At 45.9% G+C, this 24,443-nt stretch carries 18 protein-coding genes and 1 pseudogene; 12 read left to right on the top strand and 7 right to left on the bottom strand.

The genetic code is table 11. The annotated features are described in order from the left end of the window. Nucleotides 1-13: 13 nt before the first annotated feature. From EYS00_RS01890 to EYS00_RS01875, 4 genes are all read left to right on the top strand, one after another. Complete coding sequence (locus EYS00_RS01890) at nucleotides 14-2,548, top strand: exo 1,3/1,4-beta-D-glucan glucohydrolase (protein WP_130634875.1); 2,535 nt, start codon at nucleotides 14-16, stop codon at nucleotides 2,546-2,548. A gap of 131 nt (nucleotides 2,549-2,679) precedes the next feature. After that, nucleotides 2,680-5,379, top strand: coding sequence for a glycoside hydrolase family 16 protein (locus EYS00_RS01885; protein WP_130634874.1), 2,700 nt, complete (start codon nucleotides 2,680-2,682; stop codon nucleotides 5,377-5,379). Nucleotides 5,380-5,875: 496 nt separating this feature from the next. Then, nucleotides 5,876-6,991 (top strand): DUF2891 domain-containing protein, encoded by a 1,116-nt coding sequence (locus tag EYS00_RS01880; protein ID WP_130634873.1) that lies wholly within the window; start codon nucleotides 5,876-5,878, stop codon nucleotides 6,989-6,991. Then, nucleotides 6,992-7,840: a substrate-binding domain-containing protein gene (locus EYS00_RS01875; RefSeq protein ID WP_130634872.1), complete on the top strand. Its 849-nt coding sequence runs from the start codon at nucleotides 6,992-6,994 to the stop codon at nucleotides 7,838-7,840. Here the strand turns inward: EYS00_RS01875 and EYS00_RS01870 are convergent. Continuing rightward, nucleotides 7,837-8,382, bottom strand: a complete 546-nt coding sequence (locus EYS00_RS01870; protein WP_130634871.1) for an adenylate kinase — start codon at nucleotides 8,380-8,382, stop codon at nucleotides 7,837-7,839. The two genes, EYS00_RS01875 and EYS00_RS01870, sit on opposite strands and share 4 nt — an antisense overlap. Before the next feature lie 141 nt (nucleotides 8,383-8,523). Here EYS00_RS01870 and EYS00_RS01865 point away from each other — a divergent pair, with 141 nt between their 5' ends. Further along, nucleotides 8,524-9,270: a sulfite exporter TauE/SafE family protein gene (locus EYS00_RS01865; protein WP_130634870.1), complete on the top strand. Its 747-nt coding sequence runs from the start codon at nucleotides 8,524-8,526 to the stop codon at nucleotides 9,268-9,270. Here EYS00_RS01865 and EYS00_RS01860 read toward each other — a convergent pair. The 5 genes from EYS00_RS01860 to EYS00_RS01840 are packed head-to-tail and all read right to left on the bottom strand — an operon-like array spanning nucleotide 9,267 to nucleotide 15,303. Next, a complete protein-coding gene (locus EYS00_RS01860) occupies nucleotides 9,267-10,820 on the bottom strand; it encodes an ATP-binding cassette domain-containing protein (RefSeq protein WP_130634869.1) in 1,554 nt (517 codons plus the stop codon). The two genes, EYS00_RS01865 and EYS00_RS01860, sit on opposite strands and share 4 nt — an antisense overlap. Further along, complete coding sequence (locus EYS00_RS21150; RefSeq protein WP_130634868.1) at nucleotides 10,813-12,447, bottom strand: ATP-binding cassette domain-containing protein; 1,635 nt, start codon at nucleotides 12,445-12,447, stop codon at nucleotides 10,813-10,815. The genes EYS00_RS01860 and EYS00_RS21150 overlap by 8 nt, the downstream gene beginning before the upstream one ends. A 21-nt stretch (nucleotides 12,448-12,468) precedes the next feature. Beyond that, nucleotides 12,469-12,582, bottom strand: coding sequence for a cytochrome bd-I oxidase subunit CydX (gene cydX, locus EYS00_RS01850; protein ID WP_130634867.1), 114 nt, complete (start codon nucleotides 12,580-12,582; stop codon nucleotides 12,469-12,471). 10 nt (nucleotides 12,583-12,592) lie between these two features. Further along, nucleotides 12,593-13,729, bottom strand: a complete 1,137-nt coding sequence (gene cydB, locus EYS00_RS01845; RefSeq protein ID WP_130634866.1) for a cytochrome d ubiquinol oxidase subunit II — start codon at nucleotides 13,727-13,729, stop codon at nucleotides 12,593-12,595. After that, the gene (locus EYS00_RS01840; RefSeq protein ID WP_130634865.1) at nucleotides 13,726-15,303 is read right to left on the bottom strand and encodes a cytochrome ubiquinol oxidase subunit I; all 1,578 of its coding nucleotides are present in this window, start codon (nucleotides 15,301-15,303) and stop codon (nucleotides 13,726-13,728) included. Before EYS00_RS01840 ends, cydB begins: the two co-directional genes overlap by 4 nt. 302 nt (nucleotides 15,304-15,605) lie before the next feature. Here EYS00_RS01840 and EYS00_RS01835 point away from each other — a divergent pair, with 302 nt between their 5' ends. The 3 genes from EYS00_RS01835 to EYS00_RS01825 all read left to right on the top strand — a co-directional run bounded on the left by EYS00_RS01835 (nucleotide 15,606) and on the right by EYS00_RS01825 (nucleotide 18,775). Beyond that, on the top strand, nucleotides 15,606-16,016 hold the full coding sequence (locus EYS00_RS01835) for a DUF2946 domain-containing protein (RefSeq protein WP_130634864.1): 411 nt from the start codon (nucleotides 15,606-15,608) through the stop codon (nucleotides 16,014-16,016). A 65-nt stretch (nucleotides 16,017-16,081) separates the two neighbouring features. Further along, entirely contained in the window at nucleotides 16,082-18,163 is a 2,082-nt protein-coding gene (locus EYS00_RS01830) for a TonB-dependent receptor (protein WP_130634863.1), read from the top strand. A gap of 141 nt (nucleotides 18,164-18,304) precedes the next feature. Next, the gene (locus tag EYS00_RS01825; RefSeq protein WP_130634862.1) at nucleotides 18,305-18,775 is read left to right on the top strand and encodes a hypothetical protein; all 471 of its coding nucleotides are present in this window, start codon (nucleotides 18,305-18,307) and stop codon (nucleotides 18,773-18,775) included. 3 nt (nucleotides 18,776-18,778) lie between these two features. Here the strand turns inward: EYS00_RS01825 and EYS00_RS01820 are convergent. After that, nucleotides 18,779-19,548 (bottom strand): annotated as a pseudogene (locus EYS00_RS01820) (sulfite exporter TauE/SafE family protein). Between the two features lie 290 nt (nucleotides 19,549-19,838). Here EYS00_RS01820 and EYS00_RS01815 point away from each other — a divergent pair. From EYS00_RS01815 to EYS00_RS01800, 4 genes are read left to right on the top strand one after another with little or no spacing between them, the layout of a single operon-like run. Then, nucleotides 19,839-21,113: an efflux RND transporter periplasmic adaptor subunit gene (locus EYS00_RS01815; protein ID WP_130634861.1), complete on the top strand. Its 1,275-nt coding sequence runs from the start codon at nucleotides 19,839-19,841 to the stop codon at nucleotides 21,111-21,113. A gap of 34 nt (nucleotides 21,114-21,147) precedes the next feature. After that, a complete protein-coding gene (locus tag EYS00_RS01810; protein ID WP_130634860.1) occupies nucleotides 21,148-21,861 on the top strand; it encodes an ABC transporter ATP-binding protein in 714 nt (237 codons plus the stop codon). Between the two features lie 9 nt (nucleotides 21,862-21,870). Beyond that, nucleotides 21,871-23,157: an ABC transporter permease gene (locus tag EYS00_RS01805; protein WP_130634859.1), complete on the top strand. Its 1,287-nt coding sequence runs from the start codon at nucleotides 21,871-21,873 to the stop codon at nucleotides 23,155-23,157. A 4-nt stretch (nucleotides 23,158-23,161) separates the two neighbouring features. Continuing rightward, nucleotides 23,162-24,373 (top strand): ABC transporter permease, encoded by a 1,212-nt coding sequence (locus EYS00_RS01800; RefSeq protein WP_130634858.1) that lies wholly within the window; start codon nucleotides 23,162-23,164, stop codon nucleotides 24,371-24,373. Nucleotides 24,374-24,443: the final 70 nt, after the last annotated feature.

The following is a 24,443-nucleotide window of genomic DNA, read 5'->3' as shown; positions in this document are numbered from 1 at the left end:
AAGGATACTAACAATGAAAAAAAGAACACTTTCACTCGCTGTAGCCGCACTAATAACGGTAGGTTGCCAAAAAACCACCACGCAAAATGAGGTGACGACAACTACAATGCCACCTGTAGCTGACAGTCAAGTTCCAGACTTTTGGCCTCAAATCACATTTAAAGCGCACAACAGAGAGGAAGTTGAAGCCCGTGTAGATGCGCTACTTGCTACCATGACTGTGGAACAGAAAGTCGCACAAATCATGCAGCCTGAAATTCGAGATGTCACCGTTGAAGACATGAGAACGTATGGCTTTGGCTCGTACTTAAATGGCGGTGGTTCGTTTCCAAATTTAGATAAACATGCAACCCCAGAGGATTGGGTGGCGCTTGCAGAGGCCATGCATGAAGCTTCCATAGACGACAGTATCGACGGTATTGCGATCCCAACCATGTGGGGCACGGACGCCGTACACGGTCACAATAACGTGATCGGTGCTACATTGTTTCCGCACAATATCGGATTGGGCGCCATGCGTGACCCTTCACTCATTACTGCAATTGCCGCCGCTACTGCAAAAGAAGTTAGAGCAACAGGTATAGACTGGGTTTTCGCACCTACCGTTGCTACCGCTCGCGATGACCGCTGGGGAAGAACCTATGAAAGTTATTCGGAAGATCCAGAGGTTGTTGGTCAGTATGCCCATGCCATCGTTACCGGTATGCAAGGTGATATTAGCAGTGGCTACATTGATGACAGCCATGTGATATCAACTGTTAAGCATTTTATTGGCGACGGCGGTACGCAAAGTGGCGACGATCAGGGCGACAATATTGCTAGCGAAGAAGAACTCTTCAACATTCATGCGCAAGGCTATGTCCATGGCTTGAACGCTGGTTCTCAATCAGTGATGGCGTCGTTTAACAGTTGGCACGGTAAAAAGATCCATGGAAGTAAGTACCTGCTAACTAATGTATTGAAAGAAAAAATGGGCTTTGATGGATTCGTAGTGGGTGATTGGAATGGCCACGGTCAGATTGAAGGTTGTACCAACGAAAGCTGCCCTCAGGCCATCAATGCAGGTTTGGACGTTTACATGGTTCCTACCGGCGCATGGAAGCCCCTTTACGAGAATACCGTAGCTCAGGTGAAATCTGGTGTTATTCCGTTGTCACGCTTAGATGACGCGGTACGCAGAGTGTTGCGTGTAAAAATGCGTGTTGGCTTGTTTGAACAACCTTCACCGGCAAATCGTGCGTTATCTGGCGATCAGAGCGTCATTGGTGCACAAGCCCACAGAGATATTGCGCGAGAAGCAGTACGTAAGTCATTGGTTATGCTTAAGAACCAAAACAGCCTACTACCTTTGTCGCCCGACATGAACGTTGTCGTTGCAGGTGACGGTGCTCACAACATTGGCAAGCAATCTGGCGGCTGGACAATTACTTGGCAAGGCACAGGCAACGAAAATAGCGACTTCCCCGGTGCAACATCAATCTTTCAGGGTATAGAGAGCGCGGTAAACGCTGCGGGCGGGAGTGCTACATTACTAGAATCAATGCCAGCAAATTACACCGATAACGAAAAGCCCGATGTGGCAATCGTAGTATTTGGTGAAAACCCTTATGCCGAGGGTAATGGCGATATTTCTAACGTTGAATATCAGCGTGGTGACAAATCTGATTTAGCCCTTCTCAATAGTTTTAAAGCACAGGGTATTCCTGTGGTTTCTGTATTTATCACCGGTCGTCCTTTGTGGGTAAACCCAGAACTGAATGCAAGCGACGCCTTTGTTGTCGCTTGGTTACCCGGGTCAGAAGGGCAAGGTATTGCTGACGTAATTTTTACCAATCAACAAGGCGAAGTGCAGTACCCTATGCAAGGAAAGCTGTCTTTTTCTTGGCCTGCGTCTCCTACACAAGTGGTCAACAAGGGAGATGGTCAAACTCCTCTATTCGCCTATGGGTATGGTCTTGGATTTGATGATATAGACCCACTGAACGAACCACTTTCAGAATCCCACGACGTTGATCAACAAGGACAATCTGAACCCCATGGTATTTACGTGCTTACATCACAAAAACCATGGCAAGTCATTGTAAAAGACGACGCTGGCGACACATTAATGCTAAGCAACACAGTATCAGGCGATCAGGTTTCTTTGAGAACCACCGACCGAAACGTGCAAGAAGACAGCTTGCAACTGACGTTTAGTGGAGCAGGTTCAGTTGGATTCTATTCACCGTTTCCTGAAGATCTTCGCGACTTTGCTGGAGAATCAGCCGCATTGGTATTTGATGTAAAGCTAGACACCAGTGCCGACAACCTCTCTGTTGCCATGAACTGTGGAGGTGATTGCGGTGCCACACTGCCACTATCGAATTTCGTAGATGCCTCCACAGAGTGGCAGACCGTGGTTGTTCCTACATCCTGTTTTGCTGATAAAGGTATGTCTCTTTCAGAGGTTTACTCACCTTTTGCACTATCAGCGATAAAAAGCACTAGCTTAACGATTTCAAATATTCGCCTGGAACCATCAACAACGGGAGATATGGCGTGTAACTAGTCTATTTTGTTAGCGCGCTGGTTGTGGAGTTATGCAACCAGCACTCACAAATGTAAGCGCTAACATAAATTAACACCGGCGCGGTTGTATATGCTCACGCTGCGTCGATAAAACTCACTGAGGGCACAATAATGAACTTGAAAAAACGTCCCTGCGCAGTCGCCTTACTTGCTGCGCTGACCACAACACTCTATGGGTGTAATGATGTTATCGAAAGCTCGGGCACGACTGTCGATGAACCAGTAGAGACACCGACACCAGCGCCAGAAACTCCGCAAACTCCTGAAGAAGCAGGTTGGGAACTAGTTTGGGCTGACGAATTCGACGCAGATACTCTCGATGACGCCAATTGGAATGCATTGGTTGGTGATGGTACTGAATATGGCATCCCAGGCTGGGGTAACAACGAACTTCAATACTACGAGGCAGACAACGCATTTTTGCAAGACGGTAAGCTCGTTATTCAAGCCGAATCTGATTCAGTGGGCGGCTACAATTACACCTCTGCACGCTTAACAACGGAAGGGAAAGTCGATGTAACTTTTGGCCGAATCGAAGCAAGTATTAAGCTTCCTGCCGGTCAGGGTACATGGCCAGCGTTTTGGCTACTTCCCACCAACTCACCTTACGGCGCATGGGCTGCTGGTGGTGAGATCGATATTCTTGAAGCCACCAACCTTGGTGTTGATGGTAAGAATGAAATTTTGGGTACTGTTCATTACGGCTCTCTTTGGCCTTTAAATAGATACAGTTCAGATACTTACACACCAAGTGAGACTATTTCTGACGATTTCCATCGCTACGCTATCGAATGGGAAGCTGGTGAAATTCGCTGGTATATCGACGATACTCACTACGCTACTATGACTAATGACAATTGGTTTAGCTACTATTGGGGTGGACAAGATACTGGCTTCACCACTAACGAAAATGCCCCGTTTAATACACCCTTCCATATCATTCTGAACGTAGCCATAGGTGGAAACCTACCTGGTGCACCGTCAAACGATTTAGCCCTTCCACTACAGATGGAAGTCGACTATGTACGTGTTTACCAATGTCCAGCTGACAGTGAAACGGGTAGAGGTTGTGCTTCAAATCTCTCCGATGCTGCCGATGTGCCTGCATCAACAGTGTATTCAGAAGAAGAACATACTCTCTTTGCCGACGGTATTGGCGCATTAACTTGGGAAGGCACCGAAACCCAAACTCGTGCACTGGGTATAAATTCATGGTGGAACAACGATGGAGCATTATCTTTCGATACACCTGATATTGGTGGCGACCAAGGTACTGTGCTTGAGATTATTACCACCAACAGCGGTAACGTATCTATTTACGCAGATGATGCAGAGACCTTTGAACTGTACGGTGTAGGAACATCGGCTGAACCATGGGCACCACACAATGGTGAGCTCTCATTCGACCTATATGTTGATAGTGCATCAACCGATCCTGAGGGTGTGATTGCAATCAAAATGGATAGTGGCTTCCCCAACCTCGGTTACATTAACCTTCCTGTAAGCGAGCTAACCATGGATGCATGGCAGCCGATACACCTTAAGCTAAGTGACTTACTCGCCAATCCAAACAATGGCGGTGGCAACCCTCTTGACGTAAACAGCGTAGTCAGTCTATTCGTTGTAGAGCCTACGTCATCAGCACATATTATGCTCGACAATATCAAGTTTAAGTGTGGCGCACCGGGTAACAACAGCTGTGGTATTCGCCCACCAGCACCGCTCGTAAGTCAAGAAGAGCTAAACGTGTTTGTTGATTCTGTTGACGAAGCGTGGACACGAGGTATTGGGGCATGGGATTCTCGAGCAGGATTTGACTACTTTGACGGTACGGTTGATGGCAATAAAGTAAATTGGCAAACCGTTGATCTTGATGGCAATACCGTTCTTGAGGTGAGCTTTGATGCCGATGCTAGTGTCAATGGTGTGTTCTACATTCAATCACTAGCAACGATAGACCTTTCTGCATACACCAATGGCTACGTAAGCTTTGACATTCGCGTTACTGACTACGGTACGAATACCACAGGTATGGCAATGAAAATCGACTGCTTCTTCCCGTGTACTAGTGGCGATCAGTCTCTCGGTGTTGTGGGCGACGGTAATTGGGAAACAGTTAACGTGCCTGTACAGCAACTTATTGCCGGCGGTCTTGATGTCACCAAGGTCAACACTGGTATAGTGATATTCCCCGCGCCTGACGACCAAGGTGGAGTTACCTTCCAGCTAGACAATATTGTTTGGACAGCGGGAGAGCCTGTTGAGCCTGAAGATCCAGTAGACCCTGCACCAACGCCTAGCGGTGACCTACTCATATTCAATGGTACCGACACACCTGATCCAATGTTTACACCAACCTTAAATGGTGTCACAGAAACATTATTGGAAGACGAAGATACAAGTTACGGTACAGTTGCTGAATATGCGTTCAACATCAACGAGACAAACCTAGCATACTTTGTACAACCTGCTGGTTCTACTATTGACCTGTCGGCGTATAGCACAGGAACCATTGAATTCGATGTGAAGTTAATTGCCGAACCAGAAGTTGGTCTTGCAAACACCAACTTCTATGTGAAGTTTGATAGCGTGTACCCAAGTACAAGCAGTGCCTTCCCTATCGATCCACCAGAGATAGGTGTTTGGAAACGCTACGTTATTTCAGTGGCCGATTTACTGGCAAACCCAACACCAAGTTGGGAACAACCAGCCAACATCAACGGCGTTGATGCAGCCTTTGTTATTGCACCTGACTGGGGTACAGAGCAAGGTACTGTTATCCGTATCGACAACATTGTTTGGAAGCAATAGAACCTAGTTCCTTTGGTTAAAGTCCCGGCACCTGCCGGGCTTTTTTTTTGATCAAACTCCAGAAATGATGGGAAAGAAATGCACTTTTTACTGCACGCCGAAATCCCATCCATGGGGGCTCGGCTGCGGCATCCGTGCCGCAGACGGCTGTAAAAAGTACATTTCTTTCCCACCTATATCTGACGTTTTCTTATGCTCCACCGTTAACTCCTGTAATAAACTAGTATTGCTCGCCAGTACCATCCATGGGGCTCAGCTTCGGCATCCATGCCTCAGATGGCTATAAAACGTTCATCGCTCCCTCTTTAATATGCCGACTGTAAAAAGTGTAGGCCTTTCCCACCTACATCTGACTTTCTCTTGTTATCTACCGATAACTTCTGCAATAGGCGAAAGCCAAGGGTTACAAGAGTTTTCAAGCAGTAAGAATTGATTAAATCGTTAAAAAAGAGGATGCTTTTACTCATTAATCCCCGACATCTGCTAGTTAGGAAAAATGAAGAAACCTCTCAACTTTCTACTGCAAGCCATACTTGTATGCTTCGCAACTCTTACTGCACATGCATCTGAACAAACACATACAAACGAACAGACTACTCGCAGTTATGAAGTGGTATTTTCTAGCTTGGCATTGGATTGCATTCACAAAGAGTACACCAATAAAATCGCCCACTTTATTACTAGCGATGCTGATATAAAGCCACCGCGAGAACTTTATCCCGCTTTTTATGGCTGTTTTGACTGGCACTCATCGGTGCACGGTCACTGGCTGCTCGTTAGATTGCTGAATACAAGTAGTGATAAAGTTGATGTCAAAACTATTGTCACCAAACTCACTCAGAGCTTAAGTGCCGAGAATATCGCTGGTGAACTGGCAAACTATCAGCGTGATGGAATGAAATCTTTCGAACGACCTTACGGTATTGCTTGGTTGTTTCAACTCACCGCAGAGCTTCGTCAATCAAATAGACCAGAAGCCAAACAGTGGCTTAAAAACCTAATACCTCTGGAAGCACAGGCGGTAAAAAATATTGCTGAGTGGCTACCCAAACTATCTTTTCCCATTAGAACGGGAGAGCACAGTCAAACTGCGTTTGCCTTTGGCTTGATGCTCGATTGGAGCCGTGTTTCAGGAGATACATCATTTGAAAACTTACTCGTTGAACGTATCAATACCCTGTACAAGAGCGATATCAATTGTCCGCTGTCTTACGAGCCGTCTGGACAAGACTTTTTATCTCCCTGTATTGCAGAAGCAGACCTTATGCGACGGGTGATGAATCCATCAGACTATGCTCAATGGCTTTCCACATTCTTCCCAAATCTTACGGCTAACACCACTGACGATTGGTTGCTCCCCGCAGTAGTCACGGACAAAAGTGATGGCAAACTAGCCCATCTAGATGGACTAAACACAAGTCGCGCATGGATGTTAGAGGGAATCGTCAGTGGCTTACCCCATGACGATCCTCGCATACAACCGCTTCAAATGGTCATTGAATCTCACAGACAAGCGGGGCTAAATGCCGTATTGGGCGACATGCACTACATGGGTAGTCATTGGTTAGGTAGTTTCGCCACTTATCTTCAGACCAAGCGCGGACTGAACTAAGTGATTGAACAACACTCATTTTGGCCAAAATTAGTCGTCGTGTTGCTCACTGCAATCTGTGTAGTCTGTTTTACCCCAGAAGCTAATGCCGTGAATGAGGAAACTATCATAATCGATGGTTCGACAGGTGTAAGGCCGCTTGTTGTTGCGCTCACCGACCGTTACACAGCGCAAGACAATACAGCCGTAGCTTTTGAGGTGGGTGATGGTATGAACCCGACACTCCGCATTAAGGCACTGGCCAATGGTGATATAGATATTGCTATGGCAAGTCATGGTATAGATATGGATAAAATTACCGAGCTGGGCTTGGTAGTATATCAGTTTGCCAAAGTGGCCGTGGTTATCGGTGTAAATGAAAACACTTCGATTACCACGCTATCCCACCAAAACCTATGTGACATATACAGTGGTAGGTTTACGCATTGGCGGAGTTTGGGCTCCAATACTGAGACAATCACCCCCTTAATACGTCCTCACTCTGAGATAGATGCCGAAGTGGTTATGAAACACATTCCTTGTTTTTCTTCATTAGACATAGCTCCGACTATTATCGAATTTGAAAAATCAGGACAGATGGCAAGAGCATTGGCTCAAACACCTGGTGCAATCGGTATAACTACCATGGTAAGGGTCGCACAAAGTCATGGAAAAATTAGCGCCCTCGCACTCAATGGTGTCGTACCAAGCGTTGATAACGTCCTCAATGGAAGCTACTCGTTAACTAGGAACATGTATTTGATCACCCGAGCAGTGCCCACTCCAAAAATTACTGACTTTTTGACTTTCTTAACAAGTGATGAAGGCAAACAAGTTATTATTGACAATAATGCTGTGCCCAATGATTAACACTGACCGTTTAAAGACGCTTGACGCAGAAAGGCTTCAGCCTCTTTTGGGCTTTTTAGCTGTACAAAGTTGATATTAGGGTACGCCTGTTGCTCGAAAGCTTGTAAGTAACGCTCACGAATAGTGGCGTGATTAGTGATCATCCAAAGCACCACTGAATCTTTGCTGAAAAAGGACCGTCGAAATGTCTCGAATGTCCCTTCTTTTCCCCACAATTCTTGCTTCGTGTAACATCGGATAAATGCACGCTTTAGTGCTTGATACAAAGTCCGAGTGAATGAATAGTCTAACCAAATCACCGTATCAGCACGTTGCCACTTTACTGGCGCAGTGCGACTGTAATTACCGTCGAGCACCCATGACTCTTGTGATAGTAGTGTACGAAGTTTATCAATAAACTCTTCGTCATTTGACTCTTGCCAATAAGGCTTCCAGTACAATCTATCCATCTCTATGTGAGGTATTTCAAGCGCTGAAGACAATCGCTTAGCAAAGGTGCTTTTTCCACTGCCACTCGACCCAACTACATTGATACGTTGCATCTCAAAATCCTTCTTAAAAAACGGGGGCGCACATAGTACGCCCGAGCAATTTTTAATCAATAGATTTATGAAAAAAGCAGTTAATTCTAAAGCGATTTGTCACATTCACTGTATCATGGTAAAAAACTTTTGATTATTCACATGTTAGACGTCGATCTTATTTTGCTGCTCGGCCTAGTGTCCATTGCCACGCTCATTCAGTCATTAACCGGATTCGGTTTCGGCTTACTCGTCATGTCTACCTTTACCGCATTCAATCTACTACCGATAACGTCGACAGCATTACTAGTTTGTGTGCTGAGTGTTTTCAATTCGCTTGAGCTGGCTTATCGCGGACGACATCACGTAGATGGAATCACAGTAAAGCGCATATTAATCGCAGCATTTCCATCCATTTTAGTGGGATTTTGGCTGCTTGAGTGGTTATCCAGTGCGCATATCAGTGCACTAAAGCTCACTTTAGGTATGTGCATTTTAGTTGCAACTGGTCTGCTTTTGGTCAAAAAGTCAGTTAAAACACAGCAAAGTGCACCCTTTTCCTTCTACCTTGCGGGGAGTTTAGGTGGGTTACTCGGTGGACTTTTTGCAACTTCAGGACCGCCAGTGGTTTACCACCTGTATCGTCAGCCATGGGAATTGGAGCAAATCAAGTGCACACTATTAATGGTGTTCAGTATTAGTGCCACAACACGAATACTCTTGGTTCCCTTCGGTACCTGGCCTGAACTCACCACGCTTTACACCATTGCGTTAGGCATACCCGTTGTAATTGTTTCAACAAGATTAGCCAGAAAGGTAGCGCCGAAGGTTAATATAATGTGGGTAAGAAAAAGTGCTATTGTGCTACTCATGCTAAGTGGGGTCTCACTTGTCTCCACTGCCGGCTAGGTGCTGCCAATACTAGAGGCCGACGCAGTCATTGGCTCCGACAAATCGATAGTCTTCCCAGAATCCAAACTGTCAGGAATAACGTGGCTGGCCACGACCACGAGTTTTTCACCGGCAAAACGATTCAGTGCATGTGCAACTACATTTTGCGTGGCTTCATCCAACCCTTCAAAAGGCTCGTCTACCAATAATACATCTGGCTTAGCGAGCAAAGCTCTAGCTAGCGTAAGGCGCTTTGATTCCCCGCCAGAGAGCAATCGTGCCTCATTACCTACCCATTCTGACAAATCGCTGAGGGTATTCAGGCTAAGCGCGGCTAACACATTGCCCATTGCACTCTCCGTGATTCCAGAACCCGAGGGATCTAAATTGAGCTTTATGCTGCCGGATAAAACTATGGGCTGCTGTTCTACATAAAGCCATCCACTCACCATTCCTGTTGATAAGCTTCGCCCATCAACTGCCCTAGTACCCGAGTAGGGTAACATCCCCGCGATCCCTTGCAATACACTCGACTTACCGCAACCAGATTCACCAGTAAGTACCACACACCCCTTGGCAGGAAACTTAGTATTTATCGGGAGTCGATTGCGACCATGAATGGAAAACTCCTTAATTTCAAGGTCATTTTTAGGCGGTATTGGGCACAGCGTTAGCAGCGGGACTGCATCAATACTTTGGAGTTCCTTTTTACTCTGAACCCATTCAGTCCATTTAAGCAAAGCGCCAAAGCTACTCCCTATCCAGTCGGGCGCCGCCAACAACACCATTGGTACAACAAGCATTATGGGTGTATATACGCCATATCGATTACCTACTACGACAGCACCCACAGCCAGTGCGAGTGTCATGCCTTGGAACACCCATGTGGTTATCAGCAGCCCTGCTATCTGGTGGCTGCTATTGATCCACACTTTTTCAGCGCTAGGTGTTTGAGGTATAAAATCTTCATAGTCCTCATGCTGCTGACACACGAGATGCCAGAGAGCGCTGTTGCTAAAAAAATCCTCTGACTGCTGGCGAAACTCAGTCTCGTCATGAGAAAGGTTACTAACCTTACCTATCGCAAAAATCCCCATCCTACATAGGCATACTGTCCACGCAAATAGTAATGTCCACAAAAAAGCTACACCGGGTAATGCAAACAAAGTGGCTGTAGTTACCAAACCCAACATAATCAGAGAGACAGAGCCCAAAGGTGAGACCCAAGCGATCCAAGCCGATGCGAGTCGCTCGGTGTGATTAGCCAATGCTTCAATGGTCCATGCTTTATTGTTTAGCTTTTGCTGTTTCAATGTGGCAAAAACCGACATTCGTTGCTCAGCAACACGTCGGAGTAAATCACTGTGCCCCAGCCACATGTAGGCATAACCAGAAGCTATCCTCAACAGGGCAAGCCCTCGTATTACAACAGCCGGGATAACATAGTTAAAGCCCACCGGCGCTATGGCGCTAATAGCAATAAACCAAGATGACACAATCAGGATAGTAAGCCCTGCTGCACCGTGTATCAGTGCAAGCAAAGCAGTAATAAGCGCGTGTTTATTCATCGCAATTTCCCTCACTTGGGCAACAAATAATATGTTTATTGCTGATGATCCAATGCTGGCTAAAATAGTTTGCTGGTAAGTACTTATGAGAGGCCCAAAAGACGGTTTTATCGCGAGTAATGGTCGCTATTAATGCAGATAATCTGTGATGCTGATTTTCTGGTAAATGAGCCGTTGGCTCGTCTAAAAACCAAATATCAGCATTGCTCAGTAAAGCTCTAGCCAATGACAAACGCTGGGCTTCGCCCCCCGATAACGCTGGGTAATTCGACATTATGGTATCCAGCCCCTTTGGAAGTACTTCAAACCACGCAGTCAGCTCTACCTGATGCAAGGCATCACGCAAGGCATTATCGTCAAGGACTCTTCCAACGGTTAGGTTACTTCGCAAGCTTCCCGGCATGATCAAAGGTGACTGATGAATCCATACAAACGTGCCCGCTAGCTGCGCTGAAGCCAAACGCTGCCCTGCGAGTGCTTCTAACAAAACCGTTTTGCCAGTACCTGATTTCCCGCAAACCCTAATTTTATCCCCTCGCGTTACACTCACATTAGTGCCCGTGAGTAATCCGTCGACGGAAAACTTATTAGTGAAAAAATGGGTAAATCGCTCTTGTTTATCGTGATTAGAAGGAGGAAGCTCACCAAACACTTTGTCTAGTGGCGCTCTTGCCGCTTCTACCTCTGCTTTCTGATGATATACCTGTCCCAGCCTTTTCATTTCGCTGAGTAACAAAGGCACGGTGAGTAAGATCCAAAGCCCGTGGTGCAACGAGATTTCGGGTCCAATTTTTAGCTCACCTAACAAGGTAAAGCCAATAAACACGGCAACAAGTGCTACGGAAAGGGTGGCAAAAAAGTCGAGAACGGTATTCGATAAGAAAGCAACGCTCACCACTTTCATCGTGCGTTCGTTTAACTGGGTACTGGCGTTGGTAAGCAGTTGAGACTGTTTGTTGTGCGCTTGGTAACTGGCCAGTAACGGTAAAGCATTAAGTCTATCAGCGAACAAACTGCCCAAACGGTTTAGTGCGGTAAAGTGTTTCTTGTGTTGACTGGCCGCACCTTTGCCAACAATGATCATAAACAACGGCACCACAGGAAGAGCGAATATCAAGCCAATACCAATGACGTAATTTACTGAGAAAATCACAGCAAGTACTAATAGGGGCATCACTGTTGCCACCAACTGCTGTACCCGATATTCAAAGCACCAATTTACCAATGAAGGTATATGCTTCAACCAAAGCGACTGCCAATAAAAGGGACTCTGTTGTCGGATAAGCGCATGCTGTTGCCAGGCCAATGACCGGGCTAGCTGATGCTCTAAGCGTATAAGTAAGCCTTGCTTGTATCTTTGCACCAATAGGTGTGACCCCCCTTGAATGAGCCAGCTTACCAAGAAGCACAGTGCCATTTTTAATATGGTATCGCTGGAAAACGGCAGTTGGTGCACTATCCAAGTGTGTATCCCAAGCGCAAAAAAATAGAAACCTAAAATCAAAAAAACAAGAGACAGACAGCGCACTAGCCCCACAGCGGCTAACTGCCTAGACACGCTCAACTGATGTGCCCTATCAAATTGCTTGAACCATGCGCTTAGTGTCTGCTCTTGTTTTGTTGTCATCGATGTTTATCCTACTGACGATTATTCTACGCTGTCTGATCTATCCATGTCTTCGGTAGACTCTAGCCACATCACGTTGATAATGCCGAAAGCGCAGGCCAGTGAAACACCCAGGATCCAAGTGAAATACCACATAGTATTCTCCTTAATAAATCGTATGAGATTGGTCTAAGTCTGTAGTTTTAATGCGGCCACGCATTACATAAAAACCATAGGCTGTATAGCTCAGCACTATTGGCACAAACACACATGCCACAATAAACATGATGTTCAGTGTCATTTGGCTAGAGGTTGCATCCCATACCGTTAGGCTGACCTCGGGCATGGTGCTGCTGGGCATCAAGAATGGAAACATGGAGAACCCAGTAGTCAGAATGACTCCTGTGATAAATAAGGCACTAGACACAAATGCTAGCCCGGCATTACCCACTTTTGAGAAGTATGCGCAAGCTAATCCTGCAAAAATACCGAGCACAGGAGCCACTATCATCCAAGGAAATTCGCTGTAGTTACTTAACCAACCACCCGCGGCTAGGGCTACGGTTTTATTTAGCGGGTTTGACGTTGCTGAAGTATCAATAGCCGATGTTAGAACATATCCGTCAATACCAAATGCAATCCAAACACCTGCCAGCGCAAAAAACACCACGCCTGCGAGGCTTAGTATCACAGACACCACGCGAGCTCGAGTGGCGATAAAACCGTCGGTTTTCATCTGTAACCAGGTCGCACCGTGATTTAACAGCATGGCGACTGATAACAACCCTGCCAACAAGGCAAATGGGGTGAGTAAACCAAAGAAGTTCCCTGAATAGGTGGATTTGAGAGTGTTGTCCATCTCGAAAGGAACGCCCAACAGCAGATTGCCAAAGGCCACCCCAAAAATCAGCGAGGGCACAATTCCGCCAGCAAACAAGGCCCAGTCCCATGCATTACGCCATTTTTGGCTGGGTAACTTACTGCGGTAGTCAAACCCAATAGGACGCATCCACAAAGCAATTAAAGTAAGTGCTAAGGCCAAGTAAAAGCCCGAAAATGCGGTGGCATAAATCAAGGGCCAAGCTGCGAAAATTGCACCACCCGCCGTAATAAACCATACCTGATTGCCATCCCAATGAGGTCCTACAGTATTTATCATCACACGACGTTCTTTGTCGGTTTTTCCGATAAGCGTCAGTAATGCGCCTACACCCAAATCAAAACCATCGGTAACCGCAAATCCAATCAGTAGTACACCTACAAGGCACCACCAAATGACGCGGAGGATCTCGTAATCAATCATGCGTTTGCTCCTTTCACGTTAACATCGATGAGGTCATCACTTTCTAAGCTGGTATCGCTCGGTGGAACAGGTCCCCTCTTAGCGAATTTTTTCATTAAGTAGAAAGCAGCAATAAACATCACGGTGTAGAAGGCGGAATACGCAACCAAGGTAGTCACGACCTCACCAACGGATAAATTAGACACAGAGGCATGCACAGGAAGTACTTCAGCAATAGACCACGGCTGGCGGCCATACTCAGCAACAAACCACCCAGCTTCCGACGCAATCCATGGTAATGGGAGGGAATATAAGCTCGCTTTCAACAACCAACGAGGTTTAGTAATGCGATGCTTTGTACTGTAGTAAAAAGCACACGCAAAGAGCACCAACATGGCTAACCCTGCGGCTACCATAATTCGAAAACTCCAAAACAATGGCGCTACAGGCGGAATACTGTAGTCCACCGCTTTTTGAATGGCGGTATCAGTAGGATTGGTAATATCCGTGGTGAAAGGTTCTAACAGCATGGCGTAACCTAAGCTGTCTTTGTACGCTTCAAAGGTTGCACGTTGCTCTGGTGTGGCAGTACCTGCACGCACTTCATCGAGCACTGCGTAGGCTTGCACTCCTTCTAGAATACGACCCCGGTTAACTTCTTTTAAGTCTTTAATACCCGCGACTTCCTCGGTGAGTGAACGAGTAGCGATGATACCCATGGCCCAAGGGATTTGTAATGCATACTCTGTTTCTTGCGTCTCGTCGTTGGGAAAACCTATCACGGTAAAAGGTGCGGGTGCTGGGTGAGTCTCATATTCTGCTTCTACAGCAGCCAATTTGACTTTTTGCACGTCTCCAAGCTCGTAGCCGCTTTCATCTCCCAAGACAATTACGGACAAGGTTGCCGCTAAACCAAAACTTGCAGCAATGGCAAAAGAGCGGCGGGCGAAGGCGATATGCTTGTGATTGAGGAGGTAGTAGCTAGAAATCGCCAGAATAAATAATGCACCTGTGACGTATCCGGCAGACACAGTATGAACAAACTTAACTTGAGCTACGGGGTTAAAGATGACCTCTGAAAAGCTTGTCATCTCCATGCGCATAGCTTCAAAATTAAACTCCGCGCCCACAGGGTATTGCATCCAGCCATTAGCAATAAGGATCCATAACGCTGAAAAGTTTGACCCAAGGGCTACCAACCACGTGGTCATTAGATGTTTGACCTTAGACATCTTGTTCCAGCCAAAAAAGAACAAGCCAACAAAGGTAGACTCTAAGAAAAAGGCCATTAACCCTTCAATGGCTAAAGGTGCGCCAAAAATGTCACCAACGTAATGGGAATAGTAAGACCAGTTCATACCAAACTGGAACTCCATAGTCAGACCCGTCGCAACGCCAATCGCAAAGTTAATCCCAAACAGCTTTCCCCAAAATTGAGTCATCTGCTTGTATATTTCTTTGCCAGTCATCACGTAAACCGATTCCATAATGGCAAGCAAAAAACTCAGTCCCAGGGTTAAGGGGACAAAAATAAAGTGAAACATGGCAGTTAACGCAAATTGCCATCGCGACAGTTCAACCAACGTATCGCTCATGTTAACTCTCCCTATAGGTTCAATGTTTAGTGTGTGAAGTATGTGTGGCTGGTACATGTTCAGCCCCTGCAGAAAACACTGATATTCTTCCACGCTATAGGGAGGTAAATTTTGATCTATGCCAAAAAACAAAATGGTGAATGAATAGGGAAGTGGTGAATCAAAGAAAACATGACCTAGATCAAAACAACGAGCTCTGGTTACCTAACGCCTTAGATTTACAATATTTTTACAACAAAGCTGGCGTTATAATAGTTGTCGTGTATTAATATAGTAATACTGTCTAACAAGAGCTTGGTACATTGAAACAACGCTTCGTCGTCACTTGGTTAATTTGCCTGTCGTTGCTAATGCAAAATGCAATGGCGATGGGCTTGGCCGCGTATTCGATGACATCTGTTTCGGCGTTGGCAAGTGATGACATAGAGCTTATTTGTACCGGTAAAGACATGCACTGGATTTCTGTCAGTGCTACTCAATTGCAAGGTAAGTTCGTCTTTGTTACTCCAGACCTTGACGAAACTCACTCAAAGCACGTCGACTGCACCAACAGCGTCTTGGCCGATACACCGCAATCAACACCAATTCCCAGTGATATTTCAGTATCCACCCACTTTGTAGAATACACGTCATATAGTGCACGAATTGCGCAACGCCCCTACATATCGTTTGCCTACGCGGCACCACTTTCTCGCGCGCCACCCACAATATAACTGCCGAAAACTCACCATAATGGGCGCATGAAGCGCCAAGGTTTTACAATTTTTTTGGATCAGTTATGAACAAAACATCAATAGCCGTTGCAGTGCTTGCGGCGTACTCTATTGCTGCGCAGGTAGCGCATGCCGACCATGATGACAATGAAATAATTACCGTGATTGGTAACCCACTCCAACATATCAGCAACGCTCGCGTTTCCTCTAGCAGTAACACGGAAGCGGATTTTGGCGACCAACTTTCTAATATTGCGGGTATATCTGTGTCAAGAAATGGCCCGGTCACGGGGCTCATTCAGTACAGAGGATTGTTTGGAGATCGCGTTGGCGTGAGCGTGGATGGCGTGGATATCCAAGGTGCAGGCCCCAATGCAATGGACTCTCCCTTATCCCATGTGCTTCCTGAACTTGGCATGCAAGCGACGCTCTATCGAGGCATCGCTCCTGTTAGTGCGGGTATTCAGTCTCTGGGTGGGCAACTGGTTATGCAGTCAGATATGACTATGTTGTTTTCACAACCAAACGGACTGCAATTATCAGGAAACGCTGCGTTAATATCGCCTGGTGAGGGAGCGCAATATCAAGTTAACGCATTTTATGGCTTTGATGATGGTTTTGTCACAGGTGCATTTACTCACCAACAAAGAGACGAAAGAGAAGCTGCTGACGGAACCCTCATCCCGAATACCAACTACCAACGCAATGGCGTTAAGTTAGGCGGCGGATTTACCACAGGAAAACATAGTGTTGAGGTACGCTACCAACAGTTAGATACCAATGAGAGTGGTACTGCGGCGCTTGCTATGGACATAAAATTTATCGATGCTGCATGGTACAGATTGGGTTATCGCTATCAGCAATCGGATAATCAATACCTCACAGTGAACTGGTTCGGTAACAGCAATCAGCATACGATGGACAACATCAGTCAACGTATGCTGATGATGGCGTCGATGGCGCGTCAAAATGACACTGATTCTCTTATGCAGGGCGGTGACATAACCTATGTTACCCCACTGATGGACGGGGAACTCACTGCGGGATTGGCACACAAACACCTAGGGAATAACTCCATCATTTCTAATCCCAATAATGCCATGTTTTTCGTCAATAACTTCATGGACGTAGAACAAGATACCTATAGTGGTTTTGTTGAATGGCAAGGCACAGTGGGCCAAGCTGCTGTGACAATGGGATCCCGTTTAACCCAAATATCATCAAATGCGGATGACGTAAATTCGAGCATGGTGATGATGAGTGACGCCGTTTCAATGCTGGTCAATGCATTTAACAGCACGGACAGAAATCAAAGCGACACTATGGTAGATATTGCTATTACTGCGCAATTTGAATTGTCTGAGCGCAACTCTGTGTTTGCCGGTGTTTCACAGAAAAATCGCGCGCCAAACTACTTTGAGCGCTACACTTGGTTGCCTTTGGCTATCTCTGGTGGCATGGCTGATGGATTCACTTATATCGGAGACGTAAACTTAACTCACGAAACCGCTCATCAAGTAGAACTTGGGTTTACCTATACGACAGAGCATTGGACTTTCTCGCCTCGCTTGTTCTATCAAGACGTAAACGACTATATTGCTGGCACACCTACCACCAATGCCGCAGCTATTATGGTGGCAGGGATGATGGGAGCATCAACACCTTTCCAATGGACCAACACCGACGCCACATTGAAAGGATTTGATGCTCAACTCTCTGGTGTTATCACAGAGAATGTGAACCTAAATGCAGTCGCAAGTTATGTGCATGGTACTCGAAATGACATTGATGATGCGTTATTTCGCATCACTCCATTTACCCTAGTTTCCCATATTAACTGGCGTACCCGTATGGGCTCGATACCTTTAACACTGCAAGCAACTTCAGAGCTTGTCGCCAGTCAAGATCACGTGTCAGCCTTACAAAACGAAAGTAAAAGTGCTGGGTATGGATTGGTTCATTTAAGTGCAGACTGGGAGCTGGGACATCAATGGACTTTCACAGCACAAATTCGAAACCTATTTGACAAAAATTACGTACCACATACAGCAGGTATAAATCGTGTATCAGGAGTCTCAGTTCCTGTAGGCGAAAAGCTACCGGGTACTGGTACCGAATGGAAGTTGTCTGCAAGCTATCAATTTTAATCAAACCATTGATAGATATATAGATTTAAATTTATATTCAATATTAAACGACGCAGTGAAAATTGCGTCGTTTTCAGTTGCTTTTTCACTATAAAAAGCGTTATAAAACGGTAACCTATAAAACATTTAAGAGAGTGAATCGTGCAAATCTCTGGGCCTTTACAATTTAAGCTGTATAAAGCGTCTGGTAACGTTGAAAACATTCGTCACTACGTGAAGAATGGATTCGATCGAGTCACTTTCTATGTGGACAAGACCCTTATTGCTATTGAAGAAAACGAACAAATACCGTTGGAGAATGGCGACGATGTATTAGTGGTTGGAAACAAAAGTAGTAAAGGCGTGATTACCCCCATAATATTTCAAAATACCACTCGAGATGTCAGAATTATTCGTGGAAATATCAAATTAGGAAAAGTAGTTTCAGCGCTACTTATCTTGATAGGGTTACTCTACGGTAGTTATGCTGTCTACCAAGATGCTTACCTTTATACTGCATTTCCCGTCGCACTTTTTCTCCTCGGTGGGTTTAAAATAATGCGCGGAACGCGACGTCTAAAAGCTGCCTTGAGTATTGCCAACCAACCGTCTCTTTGTGAGAAAGCGGGTTAAGATTCAAAACGAAGCGCTCACTGCCTGCCATAAAAGACGCAAAGCCAGTAAGGTCACAACCCATTTAAATAGTACTGAAAATATTTCTGATGATATTTTTTTGAGTACCTTTAAGCCGATGTAAGTTCCCAAAGCGCCACTGGCAATCATTGCTACGATAAGCCCAGCCCACTGAACAAATGAAAACCCAACTGCCGTAAAAACAAATGCTTTAAGACCGTGTTGAAAGGTCATGCAGGTAGCAAAGGTTGCCGTAATTTGCATTTTACTACTGTTATTTCTGTGTACAAAAGCTGCCACTAACGGACCTGTTGCGCCCACAAACATCGACGCCAACGTGGTGAAAAAGCCCGACACACAGCGCCCTAATGCACTAGTTTCTGCTGCTTTAGGTTTTTGCCCCCACACCAAAAACAAAATAAACCCGGCTACGGCATATTGAATGATCACTAAAGGCAATTGAACAACAATAAATGACGCCAGCACGGCCCCGAGCAGTGCGCCGATACAAAAAACTTAACCATACTCCAATCGCAATACTTGTAGGTCATCAGCGCGCGATTGCCGTTTGACCCAAGCTGTACCAAACCGTGCACGGGTATAAGCGCAGACACCGGCATAGTGCTAGCCATGACGGCAATCAAGAATACCCCACCACCAATGCCTAGGGTTGCCGTAATCAAAGAGGTCAATGCCGACATACCTATCAACAATAACGCAGTAGATGACTCAATAGCACCAGACCCCGTTATCCAATCAAAAAGTAATTCCACAATGTCCCCTAATTAATCATTCATCACTCTGTGTCCGCCCACAAAACTTCGGACAGTGCCGGACACACAACCGTGTCCGATCGGACACGCCGCAATAACCCAATCAAAATAAAAACAATAAAATTCATAAACTTACAAAAAACAAAAAGCTGGCACACAGACTGCAGTTGATAAAAGAGGCCTCTGCGTTTTTAGCAAGTGTACGTTCATACGAAGCATTGAGCCATTACGAACACTTATGTTCACTACAGTAGGCCACCAAGTTTAAAAACAGTATTAAGGACATTGAGATGATTGCTAACACTTCCGGACAAGACGAACAAATTGTCGCCAAGCGCTCGCCTTGGTTGAAAAACGGCATTATCGTATTCGCCATCATGACTATTTGTATCGTGTTCTTGTGGCCTTCGTTTACGTCATGGAGAGACGGCGTAAAACAAGTAGATATGAGTAAAGTCGTGACCGCGGAAGTTGTTCGTGGGGATCTTATTCGCGATATTGCGGTATCAGGAAAACTGGTAGCAGCAAATGCACCGCAACTCTACAGCACAGAGAGTGGAATAGTGACCCTGCACGTGAAGCCGGGTGACCAGGTCATGCTCGATGACGCGGTAGCCAGTATTGCGAGCCCAGAGCTGACTGCACTGCTTCAGCAACAGCGCGCCCGTATTACACAAATGGAAATTGATACTAAGCGTGGCTTGCTGGCAGATAAAGAAACCGAACTCGCGCTTGAAGGCGCACTGGGCTCAGCGTTAGTAGCATTAAATGCAGCAAAGCGAGAAAAACAACGTGCGGACCTGAGTTTTGAGAAACAGGTCATTAGCCAAGTAGAGTGGGCAGAGGCGCAAGACTCACTTCAAGAAGCACAGCTCCTCTATTCTCATGCAAAGGATAACGTTGACCTTACTCGTGAAAGACTTCAGTTTGAGCAACAAATACGAGCCAATGCCGTTAACGCTGAAAAGCTTGTACTTGCCGAGCTTGAGCGCCGCCAGCACGCACTTATCATTCGTTCCCCTGTAGATGGCGTAGTGGGTAATTGGTTGGTCGCGCAAAAAGAAAATGTGGCTTCATCAAAAGCACTAATGACTGTGGTCGACCTTTCACAATACGAAGCTGAGCTCACGGTGCCAGAATTTTACGCCGACGAATTACAAGTGAGCTTACCCGTAAACATCACGCTATCAGGCCAAACAATCAATGCACAAATAGCGTCGGTCTCTCCAGAGATTGAAAACAACCAAGTGGTGGTGCGTGCGCAGCTTATCGGCACACCAACGAACTTAAGACTACGCCAGAACCAACGTCTTAATGCTCGCATTGCGTTTGAAAGCAGAGAGGACGTATTGATGGTAAAGCGAGGCGCTTTTTTACAGTTTGAAAATGGTACACAAGCCTATCGATTGAACGACGATGGCCGTGTGTACAAGCACCCTATTACTACCGGTGTAAGCAGCGTTGAATACGTTGAAATTACGCAAGGTTTAGCAGCAGGTGACCACATCATAGTGTCAGCCTACGACGAATTTAATCAAGCAGACGTTTTGCAGCTTACTCAATAATTTATCGCGTCTGAGAATCTACAAGGAAAAGATCATGCTTAAAATGAATAACGTTAGTCGAATTTACGAAACAGGTACGGTAAGAACTCATGCACTGCGTAACTTCAGCTTAGATGTACAAGAGGGAGAATTTGTAGCGGTAACCGGGCCTTCTGGATCAGGAAAATCTACCTTTTTGAATATCGCGGGGCTGCTAGACAGTTTTCAGCAAGGGCAATACACCCTTGATGGCGTCAATATTCAGGGGCTCAATGACAATGCGCTCTCTAGCCTACGTAACGAGAAAATCGGTTTTATCTTCCAAAATTACAATCTGATCCCTGACTTTTCTCTGTACGACAATATTGACATGCCACTTCGCTATCGCGGTTTTTCTGCCAAAGACCGTAAATACCGCATTGAAAAATCACTAGAGCGCGTAGGCTTAATTGCTCGTAAAGACTATTACCCAAAACAGTTATCTGGTGGTCAGCAACAACGGGTGGCCATTGCTCGCGCATTGGCAGGTGAACCTAAAATCCTTTTAGCTGACGAACCCACCGGAAACTTAGACTCACTGATGGCAAGTCAGGTAATGACGCTACTCGAAGAGCTCAACAGTGAAGGCGCTACGATCATCATGGTAACTCACGACCCTGATCAAGCCCGAGCCGTAAAACGCAACGTGCAAATTATTGACGGCGAAGTCTCTGACTTTAGCATTTATGCACCGTCGCAGAACGTTTCACCTATTGAAGCAAGCGCATAAGGAATTGTCATGTTTCAATATTATCTTCAGCTCAGTATTAAGAACCTCAAGCGATTTCCCACTCTCTACGGGTTGGTTACACTCACTCTAGCGATTGGCGTGGGTGTGTTTACTGCCAATCTTGCCATTTTGAACACCATGGCAAGCGATCCGATTCCTGAAAAAAGCGCACAGCTTTTTCATATCAGCATAAACACATGGCCGGTTGAGACGAACCGAGACCCTATCACAGATATCTTGCGCTACTCAGACGGGATGGCGTTAAAACAAGGGGAGTTCGCCGATAGTACGGTGCTTCACTACCGCTCTCACGCATATATTCGCGACGCCGAATCCAAAAGCCTGACTCGCTTTTCAAGTGCGGTTAGAGCTTCTTCCCATCAATTCTTAAACATGGTCAATGCGCCATTCAAATACGGTAGTACCTACACCGATGACAACAGTCGAAATGTCGTCCTTGGGGCGACAATGAACAACACCCTATTTGCGGGCGAAAACAGCGTTGGAAAAACCTTAGAAGTGAATGGCGAGCTTTATACCGTAGTAGGTGTGCTTGACGAGTGGCCTCTTCGCCCCATGTTTTATCATGTACATGAAGGACTTGAGTTTCGCGGAACGGAAGACTTATTCATTCCCATCGAAACTGCCCTCGACAGCAACTTAGCGGCTACTGTTCGAACCGTCTCTACTGACAACTTTGATACTATGGCTGAAACCAGAGACAGAGGGGTTTACTATTTACAAGGATGGGTAGAACTGACCAACGATGCACAAAAACAACGCTTTATTGCTGCCATGCAAGGGCACTCTCAGGCACTCAAAGACGCTGGTCAGTTTCCGAATGAAATCATTACTCAATTGCATGATGTAAACGAGTGGCTAGCGCACAACGAGGTGGTCGATAACCGTGTGGCAGCCTTTGCCATTGCAACAAGTTTGTTCTTGGTGGTGTGTATCTTTAACGCCAGTAGTTTACTACTGGCTCGCTACAGTGCTACCAACTTTGATACCGCGCTCAAGCGTGCCTTAGGTGTGAGTAAGCAGCAGTTGTTAATGCAAGGTATGGTTGAAGGTGCTGTTACCGGTGTGATTTCTGGCTTAATTTCTCTACTACTCGCCTATGCCTTTCTCCACGTTTCTGTAATGCTCCTTCCCAACCTAGAATATGTGGCGGTAATGGGCGCAGACATGCTCCTGTTAGGCTTCCTTTTAGCGCTTTTCACTACTTTGCTTAGCTCACTGTACCCCGTAGTACGCTCTCGTACTGTTGCCATTTCAACTGAATTAAAAGGATAGCATCGTGAATATTAAAGCTTTATTGAAGTCACTCCTTTTACGTCGTTTCACTTCTAGCCTACTTGTGCTTCAGCTCGCACTCACCCTTGGACTCATTGTCAACAGTGTAGTGTTAGCGCTGGATGCACGGGAGAAGTTGCTTCAACCCACGGGTTTACCTCTCGAAAAACTACTCGTGCTAGAGTCATGGCCGACATCAGGTGCATACAAAGACAGTGACTACTATCGCTCCATACTCGACGAAGACTTACTCAAACTGTCACAGCTTGATGGGGTAAACGCAGTATCGCCACAAATCCAGGTACCCATTCAAAATGGCGGTTGGAACATGAATATGGAAGACATAGACACACCGCCCGATGCCGCTCTTGAACGTCTACTCAACTTTGTGGCTGTTTACTACTCGACACCCGATGTTTTCGATACCTTCGAACTCGAGCTTGTTGATGGCAGAAAACTCACTTGGGACGACGAAAATGCGGGCGAAACGGGCAGTGAACGAAACATAGTCATCAGTGAATCTTTAGCAAATACTCTATACCCTGACGGAGCTGTCGGTCGAATTACTAATCGCGGGCGTGTAGTGGGAGTGGTTAAAGACTTCATCAATAACCCGTTTCTTGACCCAAAAAAGCAGTTTTTCTTCTTTGCTATTGGACCGGTAACCAACAGTTCATTTACCCAGTACTATGTATTAAATGTAGATCCTGCGAAAATGGATGCGGTTAGACACGCAGCCAAAGACACAATATTAGGTGTACAAGCAGAACGCGATATCTCTAGCGTTTACACATTTGAAGAACATCACACTGAGTTTTTTGAGCAAGACACAGGACTTGCCGGTCTGTTTGCTATGCTGTGCGTGTTGATGCTAGTCATTTCTGCTATCAGTAGTTTTGCCCACGCGCAATTTCACATTACTCGCCAAAAGAAACTCATTGGCATTCGTCGCGCATTGGGTGCGAAAAAGCGAGATGTATTGCTTTATGTGCTCAGTGAAAACTGGCTAGTGACTCTGCTTGGCGCGGTTATAGGAATGGGCTTTATTGTTGGCTTTAATATGTTGTTGGGTGAGCAAATAGATATCAGCCAACCTTCGATTGCACTGGTATCCTTGTCGATTATTATCGTATTTGCCTCTGGCACCATTGCTACCTGGTTCCCTGCATGGCGAACAAGTAAGATCCCCCCCGTCATTGCTACACGCACGGTGTAATACTTTGAACTAGAATAATGCTTTCGCCCCACCTGTAATAACATGTAGGATGGGGCTAAAGCGTTAGCTG

The organism is Alteromonas sp. KUL49, assembly GCF_006538345.1.
GTDB lineage: Bacteria > Pseudomonadota > Gammaproteobacteria > Enterobacterales > Alteromonadaceae > Alteromonas.
This window is presented reverse-complemented; position numbering and strand designations above follow the sequence as displayed.